Origin of the sequence: Xanthobacter aminoxidans (assembly GCF_043193615.1) — a bacterium.
Taxonomy (GTDB): Bacteria; Pseudomonadota; Alphaproteobacteria; order Rhizobiales; family Xanthobacteraceae; genus Xanthobacter; species Xanthobacter aminoxidans.
Genome location: NZ_JBAFUS010000001.1, coordinates 889,707 through 905,896, shown reverse-complemented (window position 1 = coordinate 905,896; position 16,190 = coordinate 889,707). Strand labels below are relative to the sequence as shown.

Genomic DNA, 16,190 nt, shown 5'->3' with positions numbered 1-16,190 from the left:
GCCCCTCAGGTCAGGAAGCGTTTGGGGTCGGCGAGCACGACATCGCGCACCGCCTGATGATATTTGACGTAGCCGGAGCAGCGGCACAGATGGCCGTCGAGGGCCTCGGCGATGGTGCGCTCCAGATCGGCCCGGGGAATGGGCGAGCGTTCCAGCCGCTCCAGCAACACCTGCCCCTCGTTGAGGAAGCCGGGGGTGCAATAGCCGCACTGGAAGGCGAAATGGGCGACGAAGCTCTTCTGCAGCGGCGTCAGCTCGCCGTTCTTCGCGTGGCCCTCCACGGTGCGGATGGCGAGCGTGTTGAAGTCGGTGGCGGACGCGATACAGGTGGGCGTGGTGGAACTGGTTCCGTCCGCATGATCCACGATGACCGCGCAACTGAGGCACTGGGCGGCGCCGCAGCCGAACTTGGTGCCGGTCATGCCCAGCACTTCCCGCAGGAAGTCGTTCATGCTCAGGCCCTCGCGGACCTCGATGGGACCGTGGCTGCGACCGTTGATGGTGAGTGAGACCGGAGGCAAGCGGCTTCTCCCTTCACAGCACCCGCCGGACATCGTCCGGCGTGACGGGCAAGGCACGGAAACGATGGCCGGTGGCATCGTGGATGGCGTTGAGAATGGCGGGCACCACAGGGATCATGACCACCTCGGCCATGCCCTTGGGCGGTTCGTTCGGGGCGACGCGTGGCAAGACTTCCACCTCCAGCGCGTGGAGGGGCAGATCGGAGCCGCGGGCGACCACATAGTCGCCGAGGTTCCAGCGGCCATTGCCGGGCCCGTCCTCGAACGGCGGCAGGGTTTCGAGCAAAGCGTAGCCAAGGCCCATGGCGAATCCGCCCTGCGCCTGGCCGACCACCACCTCGGGGGTCAGCACCTCGCCGCATTCCAGCACGCTGTAGGCCTGCGAGACCCGCACGGCGCCGCTCGCCTTCTCGATCTCGACCTTGACCAGCGTGCCGCAGCTCGATGTGAAGGAGGTGCCGATCCGGTTGTAGCTCGCCGGCGGGAAGGCGATGAAGCTGCGATCCAGCACCTTGAACGCGCCGCCGCCGCGGCGCACCGCCAGCGCATCGAGGTCCACGACCCATTCGAACCCGTCCAGCGGAAAAGCCGCCTGCGCCCATGCCCAGCGGGAGAAGGCGTGGGCCATGGCGCCGGTGAGGCCGCCCACCTCGTGGGCGCGGGCGGCCACCTTCTCCTGCTGCAGCGGCGGCAGGCCGGAGAGGATGAGCGCGTCGTCGAACCAGAACGCCTCCTGCCACAGGAAGCGGCGCGGATCGTCCTGGGCGATGCCCCACAGGCTGAGCGCCGCCGGCCACAGACCGAAGCGAAAAATGAGCCGCGCCGCCTCGGCCGCCGCCTGGGTACCCACATGGGCGCCGATGGAGGCGCTGGTGGCCGAGCTGATCGCCGGTACCCAGCGCGGATTGCGGGCGGCGGCGTCCTGCTCCGACTGCGTGAGGGTGTAGGGATCGCCTGAGGTCACGAGCCCGAGTTCATCGAACGCATCGATGCGGGCGACGGAGACCGCATCCGCCCGCCGTCCGAGCAAGCCCGCCACGCGGTTCGCCACCGCCGTGCCGATGCCGTTGCCCATCTCCACCGCGTCGCAAAAGATGCGGATGCGCCCCTGGGGATCGACCTCCACCCGGCCGAGGGAGCAGTCGGCGCCCGTCCCGTAGTCCTTGGCGCAGACGGCGACGCCGGTGCCGACCAGCGTCCCGGCCGGAGCGGCCTTGCGGGCCGCGTCGCGGCCCCGCCACAGGGCGTGGGTTTCCAGCTTGTCGAGGATTTCCGGCGTGCGGATCGAGACGGTCCACGGATTGCCGGTCATGGTCAGATCGCCGGCCTTCAGCAGGTTGCGCCGCCGAAGGGTGATCGGGTCCATCGACAGCGCCTGCGCCGCCTCGTCCACTAGGGTCTCCAGAGCCGTGGTGGTCTGGAGCACGCCGTAGCCGCGCATGGACCCGGCCGTGACGCCCCGGGTGTGCTCGGCGAGGGTGGTCACGTCCACCTTCGGAATGTCGTAGATGCCGATGGCTGATGTGGCGGACACTGCGGCCACGCTCGCCGAATAGTTGGCGAGGCCGCCACCGTCGAGGACATGGTCGGCCGCAAAGGCCCGCATCCGCCCGGTGGCGCGTTCGAAGGCCACCTGCGTGTGCATGTCGAAGGCATGGCGCTTGATGCCGCCCTGGAACTGCTGAAACCGGTCGTGGGCGAGGCGGATGGGGCGTCCCGGCAGGAACATGGCGGCCAAAGCCACGTAGAACGGGAACGGGGTATGGTCGCGCCCGCCGAAGCCGCCGCCCAGATGGGCGAAATGGCTCTCGATCCGCTCGGGGCGGAACCCCGCCGCCGCCGCTCCCAGAAGGTGAGCCAGCTCCTCGCTCGCCTCGAACGGCGACTGCACGCCGAGCACCATCCGCAGCGCCTTGGCCTGCGGGTCGTACCAGGCGAGGCCGCCCTCCGGTTCCAGGAACATGGGGTCCACGGACTGGGTGCGGAACCGGCGGTCGAGGACCAGCATGTCCGGTGCGCCGCCGGCGGCGATGAAGGCGCGGATGGCCTCGCCGTGGATGGCGCCCTTCTTGTACTGGCCGCCTTCGGAGGTAGGCAGCGGCTGCCAGACGGGCCGGCCGCCGGGCTCGAAGACGCCGGGGCTGATCCAGCCCTCGATCAGCGGCGAATAGACATCCGGGGCGCCGGGCGCATCCCCCGCGACGCGGGTGAAGCGGAGGGCGGCGTAGTTCGGCTCCGCCACGGGTCCGGTCTCGGCGCCGAACTGGGCGGGGGCCTTCTCGCGCAGGATCGCCCGCGCCCGGTCATAGGCATCGAACGTCTCGAACAGCAGAAGCGCCAGCGGCTGGCCGAGATAGAGCGGCGTCTTGCCCGCCGGGCAGAGCAGGTCGCCGGCATAGAAGGGCGGCACGCGGACCCCGGCGCGCTCCAGATCCTGCGCCGTCACCACCTGCGTCGGCCGGGCGCCGGCGTCCAGCGCGGAGAGATCGAGCCCGGTGAAGACGTGGGTGGCGTCGGCGGCACGCAGGAGCAGGGCATGGGCGGTCGTTGCCGGCCAGCCTTCCATGTCCGCCGCGCGGAAATCCGATGCGTAGAGCTTCGCGCCCGTCACCTTGGCCAAGGCATCGATGCGCCCGGTCGTGGCGCCGGGGAGGCGGGACGCGGCCGGGCCGGGGAGCGTCTGGCTCGCGTCGAAGCCGGCGCCCCGCGCCGCGCCTATGCGGCTCATGGCAAGCATGATTCCGCTGGCAGCAACCCACGTCACGAAATCACGCCGCGAGGGACGCATGTTTTTTTCTTCCCCGGACAAAGTAAAAATCAGGGTATCAGTAATTTATGAATGCCGATACGTCGCGTCATTTTTGGAAATTCGAGGCGTGCGGTCCGATAAAATTTAAATCAGGCGTTTAAATTTAATCTGGACGTGCAAGTGCGCATGCGCCCTGCGGGGCATATCCTGCCGCGTGAAGCTATCCATGCTTCACAGATGCTGTCCGCCGACGCTGCAGCTTGCCCTGCATACCAAACGCGCCGGAACTCTTCCTATTCCCTCATTTGAGGGAGGGGGCCGGGACTGCTGTCGTCAGCCCGCCTCTTGTACGGTCGACCGGCGGTCGCCGCCGTCGCCCATCTGGAACCGCCGCAGCAGGGTGGCGTGGGAGCGGACGCCGAAGTGGCGATAGACCGCCCGCTGGTATTGCGCGACCGTGTATTCGGAGAGGTTGAGGTTGACGGCGATTTCCTTGCGCGTGCGCCCGTCGAGCAGAAGGTTCAGCACCAGCCGCAGCCGGGGGGAGAGGCGGGGCACGCTGGCGCCGCGGTCGCTCGGCCAGCCCTGCTCATGCAGCCAGGGCAACTCGCTGAGCAGGATGTGGGCGATGCGCGCTTCCCGATCGGAAAACGGGGCCGCGTCCCGGCGCCGGAAGAGCGAAATGGTGCTGACCGCGCGCTCGTCGATGGGCCGGAGCGAGAAGATAAAGGGCCCGATGTCCGCATCAGCCAGGTGGGTGCCGACTCCCGAGGCGACGAAGGTGGCTTCATCCACGATCTGCTGCCGTGTCCGGGTGACGTGGGCGTTGCACGCGCGCATCTCGCCGAGCAGCTTCGCCGAGGTCCAGGCCATGTCGGGATGGGCGGCGGCGAGCAGGAGGCGCCCATAGCGCGCCTCGTCGAAACCGCCATGGGCCACGCCGAGATAAACCGGTTGCTCGCCCGGCTCCGCCAGGCAGCCGAGGCTCCAGGTCCAGGAATCGGCGCCGACCAGCGTCGAGATGCCGTCGATGAGCTGCCGCTTCACGCAGGAGAAGTCCGCGCGCGAGACAATGACGTCGCCCAGCAGCCTCACGATGTCGCGCACGTCGGAGGCGGACAGGAGGTCGTCCGGCGCGCAGTCAAGAGGAGAGCAGGCAAGAGGAGGGCAGGAAAGAGGGGACATGTCAGGGCTCATGTCGCACCCGTGCTGGCTGTGGTGCCCCTGCATTTCCTTGAGGTCAGCAAAGACGGTCGCACTGTGACGGTTCGCGGACGCCGGGGCAAGGCGCCAGCCGTGGGAGCGATTCTTTAGCGCCCGTTGATACCTCCGCATTGCGCGTTCGGCCGGCTCGACTATGGTCCCGGCACAGCTTCGGGGAGACGTGCGTGCGGGTAGCTCGACGTGGGGCCGTCGGTTTCGCGGCCGGGATGATTCTGGCGGCTGCCACCGTGCTGCCGCTCGCAGCCGCGCCGGTTGAAACGCTTGCGCCCGGCACGCTCTCGGTCTGCATGTTCGCCACCTTCCCGCCCTTCGTCGGCAAGTCCGACGCCGGCGTCTGGGAGGGGTGGGACGTGGACTATCTCAAGGCGTTCGCCGCGTCGCAGGGGCTGCGGTTCCAGCCGGTGGAGGTGGCGGATTTCGACGGGCTGTGGACACGTCCCGGCGCCGACGCCTGCGACATCGCCGCCTCGGGTATCGCCGACCTCGCCACGCGTCGGCAGGCGACCGGCGCGGCGGGGGTGTGGTCCGATCATTATTATTTCGTGCTGCGTGCCTTCGGCGTGCGCAAGGCCGATGCCGGGAAGCTGGCGCGTGCGGCCGACCTTGAGGGCAGGACCATCATGGTCATCGCCGGCTCGACGGCGGATGTGGACGCCCGTAGCCGCGTGGCACAGGCCCGGATCGCCGACGTGACCATCATCGGCACCTCGGACGATGTGGAAAATGCCCGGCGGGTCCGCGACGCCGCTGAGGGAGAAGGCCCGTTCGCCTTCGGCTCGGGGCTCGGCACCGTCCAGTACCTGTCGCAGAAGATGGGCCTCGTCCCGGTCTGGCCGCACTGCATGATGACGCCGGACGGAAACGTGCGGAACGAGCCATTCTCCTTCATCGTCCGCGCGAAATCGACGGGCGTTGCGGACGCGCTGAACGCCTTCATCGCCGCGACACCCTATGGCGCCGGCCGTGGCTCTGAGGCTTGTCCCGGGGACGGCGGATAGGGGGAGGGTGCCGCGTCGCGGCCTTGCCGGACCGGCCTTCGCGCGTGCGCGCGGGGGCGGATGGTTTGCGCGCGATTGTCCCGCCTCTTGCATCCGCTTCTGAAACCCCCTATCCCACGGCGGATTTTTTGGCGGCCCGCGCGGGGCGCTGACCGAGAGTGAGAGAGACGAAATGGCCAAAGAGAAGTTCAACCGCTCGAAGCCGCACTGCAACATCGGCACGATCGGTCACGTTGATCACGGCAAGACGTCGCTGACGGCAGCGATCACGAAGATCCTTGCGGAGTCTGGCGGCGCGACGTTCACGGCGTACGACCAGATCGACAAGGCGCCGGAAGAGAAGGCGCGCGGCATCACGATCTCGACGGCGCACGTCGAGTACGAGACCAACAACCGCCACTACGCGCACGTCGACTGCCCCGGGCACGCCGACTATGTGAAGAACATGATCACCGGCGCGGCGCAGATGGACGGCGCGATCCTGGTGGTTTCGGCCGCCGACGGCCCGATGCCGCAGACCCGCGAGCACATCCTGCTCGCCCGTCAGGTCGGCGTTCCGGCGCTGGTGGTGTTCCTGAACAAGTGCGACATGGTCGACGATCCGGAGCTCCTGGAGCTCGTGGAGATGGAGGTGCGCGAGCTCCTCTCGAAGTACGACTTCCCCGGCGATGACATCCCGATCATCCGCGGCTCGGCGCTGGTTGCGCTGGAGAACGGAGATCCGGAGCTGGGCAAGAACGCGGTTCTGAAGCTGATGGAGGCGGTCGACGCCTACATCCCGCAGCCCGAGCGTCCCATCGACCTGCCGTTCCTGATGCCCATCGAGGACGTGTTCTCGATCTCCGGCCGCGGCACCGTGGTGACCGGCCGTGTCGAGCGCGGCATCATCAAGGTCGGCGAGGAAGTCGAGATCGTCGGCATCCGTCCGACCGTGAAGACGACCGTCACCGGCGTCGAGATGTTCCGCAAGCTGCTCGACCAGGGCCAGGCCGGCGACAACGTCGGCATCCTGCTGCGCGGCACCAAGCGCGAGGACGTGGAGCGTGGCCAGGTCGTGTGCAAGCCGGGTTCGGTTAAGCCGCACACCAAGTTCAAGGCCGAGGCCTACATCCTGACGAAGGAAGAGGGTGGTCGTCACACCCCCTTCTTCACCAACTACCGCCCGCAGTTCTACTTCCGCACGACGGACGTGACCGGCGTGTGCACGCTGCCCGAAGGCACCGAGATGGTGATGCCGGGCGACAACGTGTCGATGGACGTGCACCTGATCGTTCCGATCGCCATGGAGGAGAAGCTGCGCTTCGCCATCCGTGAAGGCGGCCGCACCGTCGGCGCCGGCGTCGTCGCTGCCATCATCGAGTGATCAAGCTTTCGGACCTCGCGTCCGCAGCGTGACGGAACAGGGCGGCGCCTTCGGGCGCCGCCTTTTTTATGCAACTTTCAGCTCAATGGCTTCGAGGGCGAGGGGGAGAGTGTGTTTTCCTATTGGGCCTATATCCTCATCGGAAACAACGATACAGGAAAGACCAGCTTTCAAAAGCATCTGGTATTTGATCTGTGTGGCCGAGAATACGATCGGCTTCCGCGAAATTTGCTGACGGAAATAACGCATCCTCGCATGCCGCGTGGTGTCGCTACACTCTCAACTATGAATCGTAGTTATCAAGAAAAAATAGATGAATATATTGATATTTCAGGATTCTTCAGAAATTCGTTTAAGCAGGGGGATGTCTGCATCCTCTCTTCTCACACTCATGATCCTTCGATCGTTCATCTGAAAGACATGATTCATGAGCTCCGAATTCGAGCTTACAATGTCGGAGCTGTATTTTTTAGCAACGGCTTCAACAAGGACGCCGAGCAAATCTCGCTGTTGGATTGGGATGAGCGGCTATGGCTGGAGAACCCTCCTGCCAATTCACCAGATGCAATACAATCTCAGATTGCAAGACTCGCGCGCGAGTTTTCCGAGATGCTGATTGCGCGAGCATCCGTTTCATAGCGCGGGCTCCGTCTAGCCGCTGGACAGCCCCGCATTGGGGACAGCGCCCCCGGTCCCCCTTTACAGCCGCGCGGCATCCCACTAAACACAGCCGGCCGATGCGCTGGGTCACTTCCCGGCGCGGCGGAGTCTACCCTCGAGGCAAGCTGATCGCTGAAAAGCTGATTCTGCCAGGCTTCGGGGCGCGGACCTTAGGAGTGTAGCTCAACTGGTTAGAGCACCGGTCTCCAAAACCGGGGGTTGGGGGTTCGAGTCCCTCCACTCCTGCCATCTTCGGCCAGCCCGGACCTCGGGCAACCGCAGGACGGCAGGTCAGGCGAGACGACGATGCCGGAATGGCACGGCTTGAAGGCGCGTTTCGGACAGCCCATATGAGGGCACGATCCGGCCCCGCCGACGGCAAGCCCGCAGCAGCGTCTCGCGAGAGCCGAAGCCGGCGGGAAGAAGATTTGAGCGGCATGTGCCGCATTCGCGTCATCGGAAGGTCCGGTGCGTGGCAACCGGCGGCGCGGGAACGGGCGGCAACAGGAACGGACGGCGAGACGCCATGGCGAAGAACGGCCCGATGGAGTTCTATCAGCAGGTCCGCGCGGAAACGGCCAAGGTCACCTGGCCCACCCGCCGCGAGACGCTGATCACCACCGCCATGGTGTTCGTGATGGTCTTCCTGGCGTCCATCTTCTTCCTCGTCTCCGACCAGATCATCCGGTTCGGCGTCTCCACGCTGCTGACCCTCGGGCACTGAGGCGGGAGGCCCACATGGCGAAGCGCTGGTACATCGTTCACGCATATTCCAACTTCGAGAAGAAGGTGGCCGACTCGATCCGCGAGCAGGCTGACCAGCGCGGCCTGACCGATCTGTTCGAGCAGATCCTCGTGCCCACCGAGAAGGTGGTCGAGGTGCGCCGCGGCCGGAAGGTGGACACCGAGCGCAAGTTTTTCCCCGGCTATGTGCTGGTGAAGATGGACCTCACCGACGAGGCCTTCCATCTCATCAAGAACACGCCGAAGGTCACCGGCTTCCTGGGCGCCGACAACAAGCCCATGCCGATCTCCGAATCGGAGGCCATGCGCATCCTGCAGCAGGTGCAGGAGGGCATCGAGCGTCCGAAGCCGTCGATTTCTTATGAGGTCGGCGAGACGGTGAAGGTGTCGGACGGCCCGTTCGCGTCCTTCAACGGCATCGTGGAAGAGGTCGACGACAGCCGTTCGCGCCTGAAGGTGGCGGTGTCCATCTTCGGCCGCGCGACGCCGGTGGAACTCGAATTCGGTCAGGTCGAGAAGGTCTGACCGGAGCGGGCCGTCGCCCCCTCGTGGGCAATGGTCCGAAGTCTGGCGCATTGCTTAAAGGGCAGTGTGCCGGCGTGGGAGGGGAGGGGGCGTCTCGCCAAGCGCCCTTTTGACCCGCACCACGCAATCCCGCCCGCCGCTCCCTCACCGGACGGCGGCGATTTCTGGGAGTTGTTGAAATGGCGAAGAAAATTACCGGTTACGTCAAGCTGCAGGTGCCTGCCGGCAGCGCCAATCCGGCCCCGCCGATTGGTCCCGCGCTCGGTCAGCGCGGCCTGAACATCATGGAATTCTGCAAGGCGTTCAACGCCCAGACCGCGCAGCTCGAAAAGGGCATGCCGATCCCGGTGGTGATCACGGCCTATCAGGACCGCTCCTTCACCTTCGAGCTGAAGACCCCCCCGGTCTCCTACTTCCTCAAGAAGGCCGCCGGCCTCGAGACGAAGAAGAAGCCCGGCTCGGGCTCGAAGACGCCCGGCAAGGGCACCTTCGTCGGCAAGGTCACGCGCGCCCAGCTCGCGGAGATCGCCGAGAAGAAGATGAAGGATCTGAACTGCGACACCGTTGAGGCCGCCGTCCAGATGATCGAAGGTTCGGCCCGTTCCATGGGCCTGCAGGTTCAGGGGTGAGCGCCATGGCGAAGGAAGGCAAGCGCATCCGCGCCATCAACGAGGGCATCGACCGTAACAAGCTGTACGGCCTCGACGACGCCCTCAAGCTCCTCAAGGAGCGCACCACCGCCAAGTTCGACGAGACCATCGAGGTCGCGCTGAACCTGGGCGTCGATCCCCGCCATGCCGACCAGATGGTTCGCGGCGTGTGCAACCTGCCGAACGGCTCCGGCCGTACCGTGCGCGTGGCGGTGTTCGCCCGCGGCGCCAAGGCCGACGAGGCCAAGGCGGCGGGCGCCGACATCGTGGGCGCCGAGGACCTCCTGGAGACCATCCAGGGCGGCACCATCGAGTTCGATCGCTGCATTGCGACCCCGGACCTGATGCCGCTCGTCGGCCGTCTCGGCAAGGTGCTCGGCCCGCGCGGCCTGATGCCGAACCCGAAGGTCGGCACCGTGACCATGGACGTGAAGGGCGCCGTCGCCGCCGCCAAGGGCGGCGCGGTGGAGTTCCGCGTCGAGAAGGCCGGCATCATCCACGGCGGCATCGGCAAGGCTTCCTTCCCGGCCGACAAGCTGGCCGAGAACATCCGCGCCTTCGTGGACGCGGTGGTGAAGGCCAAGCCGGCCGGCGCCAAGGGCACCTACCTGCAGCGCGTGGCGGTCTCCTCCACCATGGGCCCGGGCATCAAGGTGGAGCCCTCCACCGTGCTCACCGCCTGATCGGTCGAGATCAAGCTTCTGGAAAGGCCGGGCCGGTGGGTCCGGCCTTTTCGTTTGAATGTCACGTTTTGGCGAGGTCCGCGCGGCCCTTCCGCTGGCGCATGGCAGGCCGGCGGCTGCCGTATGCAAAAAGTGCGCAAGGACGATGATCGGGACGTGACAAGGCTGGCGCCAGCCTTTATATGGGCTGTTTCCGGGTGGCGTGCCGCCCGGATCAGGTATTGTGGCTTTCGCCCTTGACCGGGTGGAAGGGCTGGGAGGGTTCGCCCGCCCGGCCTTGTCGTCTGTCAGGCGTTCGGGTGGCTCCTTGGAGCCTTCGGGCGAACCAGCAGGCAAAGTCCTGTCCGAGACTGCCGGTGCCTCGATGGAGGCCTGATAGAGACGCGCCCCGCAAGGGATGTTCGCTCAATCGGGCCGAGGATCAAGGCTTAATTCCCGACATCCGTCCTAACGGGCGGTTAATGGGGAGCCAGCATAGACGGGGAAGACCGGAATTTGCCCTCCGAACGGCCTGCGCCGGCGGAGATGAAGATCGGTTCGGAACCAGCGCCTTGCGCTTCGCGACACGGTTTTCCGTGCCCGGGCAATAGGGGACAGGGCATGTGAGCGTCGCGGATCGCGGCCTTCCATGTCGTCAGACAGGTTGGCCGCAGGACGCGGCAAGGCGCAACCGGCGGGACCGGATGCCTCCTTCGGGAGGTGGATGGTGCTGCCAAGGCTTAAAGAGAGCCAGACGTGGATCGAGCGGAAAAACAAGAGCTCGTCACGACGCTCACGGATGTGTTCAAGAGCACGTCCGTCGTCGTGGTCGCCCACTATTCCGGCCTCACCGTGGCCCAGATGTCGAAGCTCCGTCGACAGATGAAGGCCGAGGGTGCGACCGTGAAGGTGGCCAAGAACCGCCTCGCCAAAATCGCTCTGGAAGGCTCCGACGTCGCCCATGTGGCGTCCCTGCTGAAGGGACCCACCGTGATCGCCTATTCGGACGATCCGGTGGCGGCGCCGAAGGTTGCCGTCGAGTTCGCCAAGGCCAACGACAAGTTCGTTATCCTCGGCGGCGCGATGGGCAAGACGGCCCTTAACGTGGACGGTGTGAAGGCGCTTGCCACACTCCCGTCCCTGGACGAACTGCGTGCCAAGCTCGTCGGCCTCATTCAGGCCCCGGCGACCAAGATCGCGCAGCTCACCACGGCACCGGCGGCCAAGCTCGCCCGGGTGTTCGGGGCCTATGCCAAGCAGGACGAAGCAGCGTGAGGCCGCGGCCGCCATTGGCGGCCTGATCTCGCAATTCCAAAATCCGAACCTATCTTAAGGAATATCCCATGGCTGACCTGACCAAGCTCGTCGACGAGCTGTCCTCCCTCACCGTGCTCGAGGCCGCCGAGCTGGCGAAGCTCCTCGAGGAGAAGTGGGGCGTTTCCGCCGCCGCCGCCGTGGCCGTGGCCGCTGCCCCGGCCGGCGCTGCCGCCGCCGCGGTGGAAGAGCAGACCGAGTTCACCGTGATGCTTGCCGCCGCCGGCGACAAGAAGATCGAAGTCATCAAGGAAGTGCGCGCCATCACCGGCCTCGGCCTCAAGGAAGCCAAGGACCTGGTGGAAGGCGCTCCGAAGCCCGTCAAGGAAGGCGTGGCCAAGGACGAGGCCGAGAAGCTCAAGGCCCAGCTCGAGAAGGCTGGCGCCAAGGTCGAGCTCAAGTGAGCCTTTGACGTTTCGGGTCCCGGCCTCGTGCCGGGACCCGTTCCATAGCCGGCCGGAAGGCCGGACAGGGAGAGAGACGGTTCTCCCGGCAGCCGATCCGGACGAGGTTCGGGGGCTGCCGGGAGAGCCGTCATGGTGCTGAAAGGGGATGGCGCTTCGCCCCCAACCCTTGAAGGCACGATGGCTGACAGAGGTTCCGGTGCCGGCGCGGCGAGCCCGCCTCCTTCGGGAGGACAGGGGCCGGCCCGAGAGACCAGGACGGACGAGGATCGAGATGGCGCAAACGTTCACCGGTCGTAAGCGGATCCGCAAGTTCTTCGGCAAGATCAAGGAAGTGGCCGAGATGCCGAACCTCATCGAGGTTCAGAAGGCGTCTTACGACCAGTTCCTCCAGATCGAGGAGCCCAAGGGCGGACGCGACGACGACGGCCTGCAGGCGGTGTTCAAGTCGGTATTCCCCATCTCCGACTTCTCGGGCGCGGCCATGCTGGAGTTCGTGCGCTACGAGTTCGAGCCGCCGAAGTATGACGTGGACGAGTGCCGCCAGCGCGGCATGACGTTCGCTGCCCCGCTCAAGGTGACGCTCCGCCTCATCGTGTTCGATGTGGACCCGGACACCGGCGCCAAGTCCGTGAAGGACATCAAGGAGCAGGACGTCTACACCGGCGACATCCCGCTGATGACCATGAACGGCACGTTCATCGTCAACGGGACCGAGCGCGTCATCGTCTCCCAGATGCACCGTTCGCCGGGCGTCTTCTTCGACCACGACAAGGGCAAGACCCACTCCTCGGGCAAGCTCCTGTTTGCGGCGCGCATCATTCCCTATCGCGGGTCCTGGCTCGACATCGAGTTCGACGCCAAGGACATCGTCTATGCGCGTATCGACCGTCGCCGCAAGATTCCGGTGACGAGCCTGCTGTACGCGCTGGGCCTCGACAACGAGGAAATCCTCTCGACCTTCTACGAGAAGGTGCCCTACGAGCGCGCGAAGGGCGGCTGGCGCATGCCGTTCGATCCCAAGCGGATGAAGGGCTACAAGGCCGTCGCCGACCTGATCGACGCCGACACCGGCGAGGTCGTGCTCGAGGCCGGCAAGAAGCTGACCGTCCGCGCCGCCCGCCAGCTCGCCGAGAAGGGTCTCAAGGCCCTGCGCATCTCCGACGAGGAGATGGTCGGCCAGTACATCGCCGAGGACCTCGTGGACCTCGCGTCCGGCGAGATCCACGCCGAGGCCGGTGACGAGATCACCGAGAAGACGCTGAAGCTGCTCGAGGAAGCCGGCTACAACGAGATTCCGATCCTCGACATCGACCACGTCAACACCGGCGCCTACATCCGCAACACGCTGGCGGCTGACAAGAACGTGACCCGCGAGGACGCGCTCTTCGACATCTACCGCGTGATGCGCCCGGGCGAGCCGCCGACGCTCGATTCGGCGCAGGCCATGTTCCACTCGCTGTTCTTCGATCCCGAGCGCTACGACCTCTCCGCGGTCGGCCGCGTGAAGATGAACATGCGCCTCGACCTCGACTGCCCCGACACCGTGCGGGTGCTGCGCCGCGACGACATCCTCTCCGTCATCAAGACGCTGGTGGAGCTGCGCGACGGCAAGGGTGAGATCGACGACATCGACCACCTGGGCAACCGCCGCGTCCGCTCGGTCGGCGAGCTCATGGAGAACCAGTACCGCGTCGGCCTGCTGCGCATGGAGCGCGCCATCAAGGAGCGCATGTCGTCCGTCGACATCGACACCGTGATGCCGCAGGACCTCATCAACGCGAAGCCGGTTGCGGCCGCGGTGCGCGAGTTCTTCGGCTCGTCGCAGCTGTCGCAGTTCATGGACCAGACCAACCCGCTCTCCGAGATCACGCACAAGCGGCGCCTCTCGGCCCTCGGCCCGGGCGGTCTGACCCGCGAGCGCGCCGGCTTCGAGGTGCGCGACGTGCACCCGACGCACTACGGCCGCATCTGCCCCATCGAGACGCCGGAAGGCCCGAACATCGGCCTCATCAACTCGCTGGCGACCTTCGCCCGCGTGAACAAGTACGGCTTCATCGAGGCGCCCTACCGCCGCGTGGTGGAATCGAAGGTCACCGACGAGGTGGTCTATCTCTCCGCCATGGAGGAGGGGAAGTACTACGTCGCGCAGGCCAACATCCCGCTCGACAAGGACGGTCGCTTCGAGGAAGACCTCATCGTCTGCCGCCATGCGGGCGACGTGCTCCTCGTGAGCCCCGACCGCGTGGACTTCATGGACGTGTCGCCGAAGCAGCTCGTTTCGGTGGCCGCGGCGCTCATTCCGTTCCTTGAGAACGACGACGCCAACCGCGCGCTCATGGGCTCGAACATGCAGCGCCAGGCGGTTCCGCTGGTGCGCTCGCAGGCGCCGCTGGTCGGCACCGGCATGGAGGCCGTGGTCGCACGTGATTCCGGCGCTGCCATCGCCGCCCGCCGCACCGGTGTGATCGATCAGGTGGACGCCACCCGTATCGTCATCCGGGCCACGGAAGAGGCCGACCCCTCCAAGTCGGGCGTCGACATCTACCGGCTGATGAAGTTCCAGCGTTCCAACCAGTCTACCTGCATCAACCAGCGTCCGCTGGTGCGCGTGGGCGATCAGGTGCGCAAGGGCGACATCATCGCCGACGGCCCGTCCACGGAGCTGGGCGAGCTCGCGCTCGGCCGCAACGTGCTCGTCGCCTTCATGCCGTGGAACGGCTACAACTTCGAGGACTCGATCCTCCTCTCGGAGAACATCGTCAAGGAAGACGTGTTCACCTCGATCCACATCGAGGAATTCGAGTGCATGGCCCGCGACACCAAGCTCGGGCCTGAGGAAATCACCCGCGACATTCCCAACGTCTCGGAAGAGGCGCTGAAGAATCTCGACGAGGCCGGCATCGTCTATATCGGTGCCGAAGTCCGCGCGGGCGACATCCTCGTCGGCAAGATCACGCCGAAGGGCGAAAGCCCGATGACGCCGGAGGAGAAGCTCCTCCGCGCCATCTTCGGCGAGAAGGCCGCCGACGTGCGCGACACCTCGCTGCGCCTGCCGCCCGGCACCACGGGCACCATCGTCGAGGTGCGCGTGTTCAACCGCCACGGCGTCGACAAGGACGAGCGCGCGCTGGCCATCGAGCGCGAGGAGATCGAGCGTCTCGCCAAGGACCGTGACGACGAGCAGGCGATCCTCGATCGCAACGTTTACGGCCGCCTGACCGAGATCCTGGACGGCAAGGTCGCCATCGCGGGGCCGAAGGGCTTCAAGAAGGAGACCGCCGTCACCCGCGAGACCCTCGGCGAGTATCCCCGCTCGCAGTGGTGGCTGTTCGCCGTCGCCGACGACGCCATCATGGCCGAGCTGGAGGCGATCCGCGCCCAGTACGACGACTCGAAGAAGCGGCTCGAGCAGCGCTTCCTCGACAAGGTCGAGAAGCTGCAGCGCGGCGACGAGCTGCCCCCCGGCGTGATGAAGATGGTCAAGGTCTTCGTCGCGGTGAAGCGCAAGATCCAGCCCGGCGACAAGATGGCCGGCCGCCACGGCAACAAGGGCGTGGTCTCGCGCATCGTGCCCGTGGAGGACATGCCGTTCCTCGAGGACGGCACCAACGTCGACATCGTGCTGAACCCGCTGGGCGTGCCTTCGCGCATGAACGTCGGGCAGATCCTCGAGACGCATCTCGGCTGGGCCTGCGCTGGCCTCGGCCGGCAGGTGGCCGCCGCGGCGGAAGCCTATTACGCCAAGCAGGACCTGAAGCCCCTGCGTGACCGGCTCGAGATCATCTACGGCAAGGAAGAGATCGAGCAGATCAAGGACAGCGAGCTGCCCGAGCTTGGCGAGAACCTGCGCAAGGGCGTGCCGATGGCCACCCCGGTCTTTGACGGCGCCCACGAGGCGGACATCGAGCAGGAGCTGGAGCGGGCGGGTCTCGACCGTTCGGGCCAGTCCACGCTGTTCGACGGGCGCACCGGCGAGCCGTTCGATCGTAAGGTGACGGTCGGCTACATCTACATGCTGAAGCTGCATCACCTGGTCGACGACAAGATCCACGCCCGGTCGATCGGTCCCTACTCGCTCGTCACCCAGCAGCCGCTGGGCGGCAAGGCGCAGTTCGGCGGCCAGCGCTTCGGCGAAATGGAGGTGTGGGCGCTTGAAGCCTACGGCGCCGCCTACACGCTGCAGGAGATGCTCACCGTGAAGTCGGACGACGTGGCCGGCCGCACCAAGGTCTACGAGGCCATCGTGCGCGGCGAGGACACGTTCGAGAGCGGCATTCCCGAGAGCTTCAACGTGCTCGTGAAGGAAATGCGCTCGCTCGGCCTCAACGTCGATCTCGAGAACACCTGACGGGCGTCTGAGCCCGTCACCCCGC

The 16,190-nt window shown here is 66.2% G+C and carries 13 protein-coding genes and 1 tRNA gene; 11 read left to right on the top strand and 3 right to left on the bottom strand.

Going from position 1 to position 16,190, the window contains the following annotated elements; genetic code table 11:
* Positions 1-5: 5 nt before the first annotated feature.
* From V5F74_RS04110 to V5F74_RS04100, 3 genes are all read right to left on the bottom strand, one after another.
* On the bottom strand, positions 6-521 hold the full coding sequence (locus V5F74_RS04110) for a (2Fe-2S)-binding protein (RefSeq protein ID WP_029557782.1): 516 nt from the start codon (positions 519-521) through the stop codon (positions 6-8).
* Positions 522-534: 13 nt separating this feature from the next.
* Positions 535-3,309, bottom strand: a complete 2,775-nt coding sequence (locus tag V5F74_RS04105; RefSeq protein ID WP_394006402.1) for a xanthine dehydrogenase family protein molybdopterin-binding subunit — start codon at positions 3,307-3,309, stop codon at positions 535-537.
* A 294-nt stretch (positions 3,310-3,603) separates the two neighbouring features.
* Positions 3,604-4,377 (bottom strand): helix-turn-helix transcriptional regulator, encoded by a 774-nt coding sequence (locus V5F74_RS04100; protein WP_029557784.1) that lies wholly within the window; start codon positions 4,375-4,377, stop codon positions 3,604-3,606.
* A 323-nt stretch (positions 4,378-4,700) separates the two neighbouring features.
* Between V5F74_RS04100 and V5F74_RS04095 the strand changes: the two genes are divergently transcribed.
* The 11 genes from V5F74_RS04095 to rpoB all read left to right on the top strand — a co-directional run bounded on the left by V5F74_RS04095 (position 4,701) and on the right by rpoB (position 16,165).
* Positions 4,701-5,492 (top strand): substrate-binding periplasmic protein, encoded by a 792-nt coding sequence (locus V5F74_RS04095; RefSeq protein WP_394006400.1) that lies wholly within the window; start codon positions 4,701-4,703, stop codon positions 5,490-5,492.
* A 172-nt stretch (positions 5,493-5,664) separates the two neighbouring features.
* Positions 5,665-6,855 carry an elongation factor Tu gene (gene tuf / locus V5F74_RS04090; RefSeq protein ID WP_029557786.1) on the top strand — a complete coding sequence of 397 codons (1,191 nt, stop codon included), beginning with the start codon at positions 5,665-5,667 and terminating at the stop codon, positions 6,853-6,855.
* 111 nt (positions 6,856-6,966) lie between these two features.
* Entirely contained in the window at positions 6,967-7,494 is a 528-nt protein-coding gene (locus V5F74_RS04085) for a hypothetical protein (protein WP_394006398.1), read from the top strand.
* 193 nt (positions 7,495-7,687) lie between these two features.
* Positions 7,688-7,764: transfer RNA gene (locus V5F74_RS04080), tRNA-Trp, on the top strand.
* Positions 7,765-8,041: 277 nt separating this feature from the next.
* Positions 8,042-8,239 carry a preprotein translocase subunit SecE gene (gene secE / locus V5F74_RS04075; protein ID WP_029557788.1) on the top strand — a complete coding sequence of 66 codons (198 nt, stop codon included), beginning with the start codon at positions 8,042-8,044 and terminating at the stop codon, positions 8,237-8,239.
* Between the two features lie 14 nt (positions 8,240-8,253).
* The gene (nusG, locus tag V5F74_RS04070) at positions 8,254-8,784 is read left to right on the top strand and encodes a transcription termination/antitermination protein NusG (RefSeq protein WP_029557789.1); all 531 of its coding nucleotides are present in this window, start codon (positions 8,254-8,256) and stop codon (positions 8,782-8,784) included.
* Between the two features lie 179 nt (positions 8,785-8,963).
* Positions 8,964-9,413, top strand: coding sequence for a 50S ribosomal protein L11 (rplK, locus tag V5F74_RS04065; protein WP_024279835.1), 450 nt, complete (start codon positions 8,964-8,966; stop codon positions 9,411-9,413).
* A 5-nt stretch (positions 9,414-9,418) separates the two neighbouring features.
* Positions 9,419-10,117: a 50S ribosomal protein L1 gene (gene rplA / locus V5F74_RS04060; protein WP_024279834.1), complete on the top strand. Its 699-nt coding sequence runs from the start codon at positions 9,419-9,421 to the stop codon at positions 10,115-10,117.
* Between the two features lie 735 nt (positions 10,118-10,852).
* Entirely contained in the window at positions 10,853-11,371 is a 519-nt protein-coding gene (gene rplJ, locus V5F74_RS04055; protein ID WP_024279833.1) for a 50S ribosomal protein L10, read from the top strand.
* Between the two features lie 68 nt (positions 11,372-11,439).
* Positions 11,440-11,814, top strand: coding sequence for a 50S ribosomal protein L7/L12 (gene rplL, locus V5F74_RS04050; RefSeq protein WP_029557790.1), 375 nt, complete (start codon positions 11,440-11,442; stop codon positions 11,812-11,814).
* 274 nt (positions 11,815-12,088) lie between these two features.
* Positions 12,089-16,165: a DNA-directed RNA polymerase subunit beta gene (gene rpoB / locus V5F74_RS04045; protein ID WP_029557791.1), complete on the top strand. Its 4,077-nt coding sequence runs from the start codon at positions 12,089-12,091 to the stop codon at positions 16,163-16,165.
* The last annotated feature ends 25 nt before the right edge of the window (positions 16,166-16,190 follow it).

Bases quoted from the DNA above. Each gene is read 5' to 3' on its own strand.
- rpoB (WP_029557791.1), top strand. From the start codon at position 12,089: ATGGCGCAAACGTTCACCGGTCGTAAGCGGATCCGCAAGTTCTTCGGC.
- tuf (WP_029557786.1), top strand. From the start codon at position 5,665: ATGGCCAAAGAGAAGTTCAACCGCTCGAAGCCGCACTGCAACATCGGC.
- nusG (WP_029557789.1), top strand. From the start codon at position 8,254: ATGGCGAAGCGCTGGTACATCGTTCACGCATATTCCAACTTCGAGAAG.
- V5F74_RS04095 (WP_394006400.1), top strand. From the start codon at position 4,701: ATGATTCTGGCGGCTGCCACCGTGCTGCCGCTCGCAGCCGCGCCGGTT.
- secE (WP_029557788.1), top strand. From the start codon at position 8,042: ATGGCGAAGAACGGCCCGATGGAGTTCTATCAGCAGGTCCGCGCGGAA.
- rplL (WP_029557790.1), top strand. From the start codon at position 11,440: ATGGCTGACCTGACCAAGCTCGTCGACGAGCTGTCCTCCCTCACCGTG.
- V5F74_RS04105 (WP_394006402.1), bottom strand. From the start codon at position 3,309: ATGCGTCCCTCGCGGCGTGATTTCGTGACGTGGGTTGCTGCCAGCGGA.
- rplA (WP_024279834.1), top strand. From the start codon at position 9,419: ATGGCGAAGGAAGGCAAGCGCATCCGCGCCATCAACGAGGGCATCGAC.
- rplK (WP_024279835.1), top strand. From the start codon at position 8,964: ATGGCGAAGAAAATTACCGGTTACGTCAAGCTGCAGGTGCCTGCCGGC.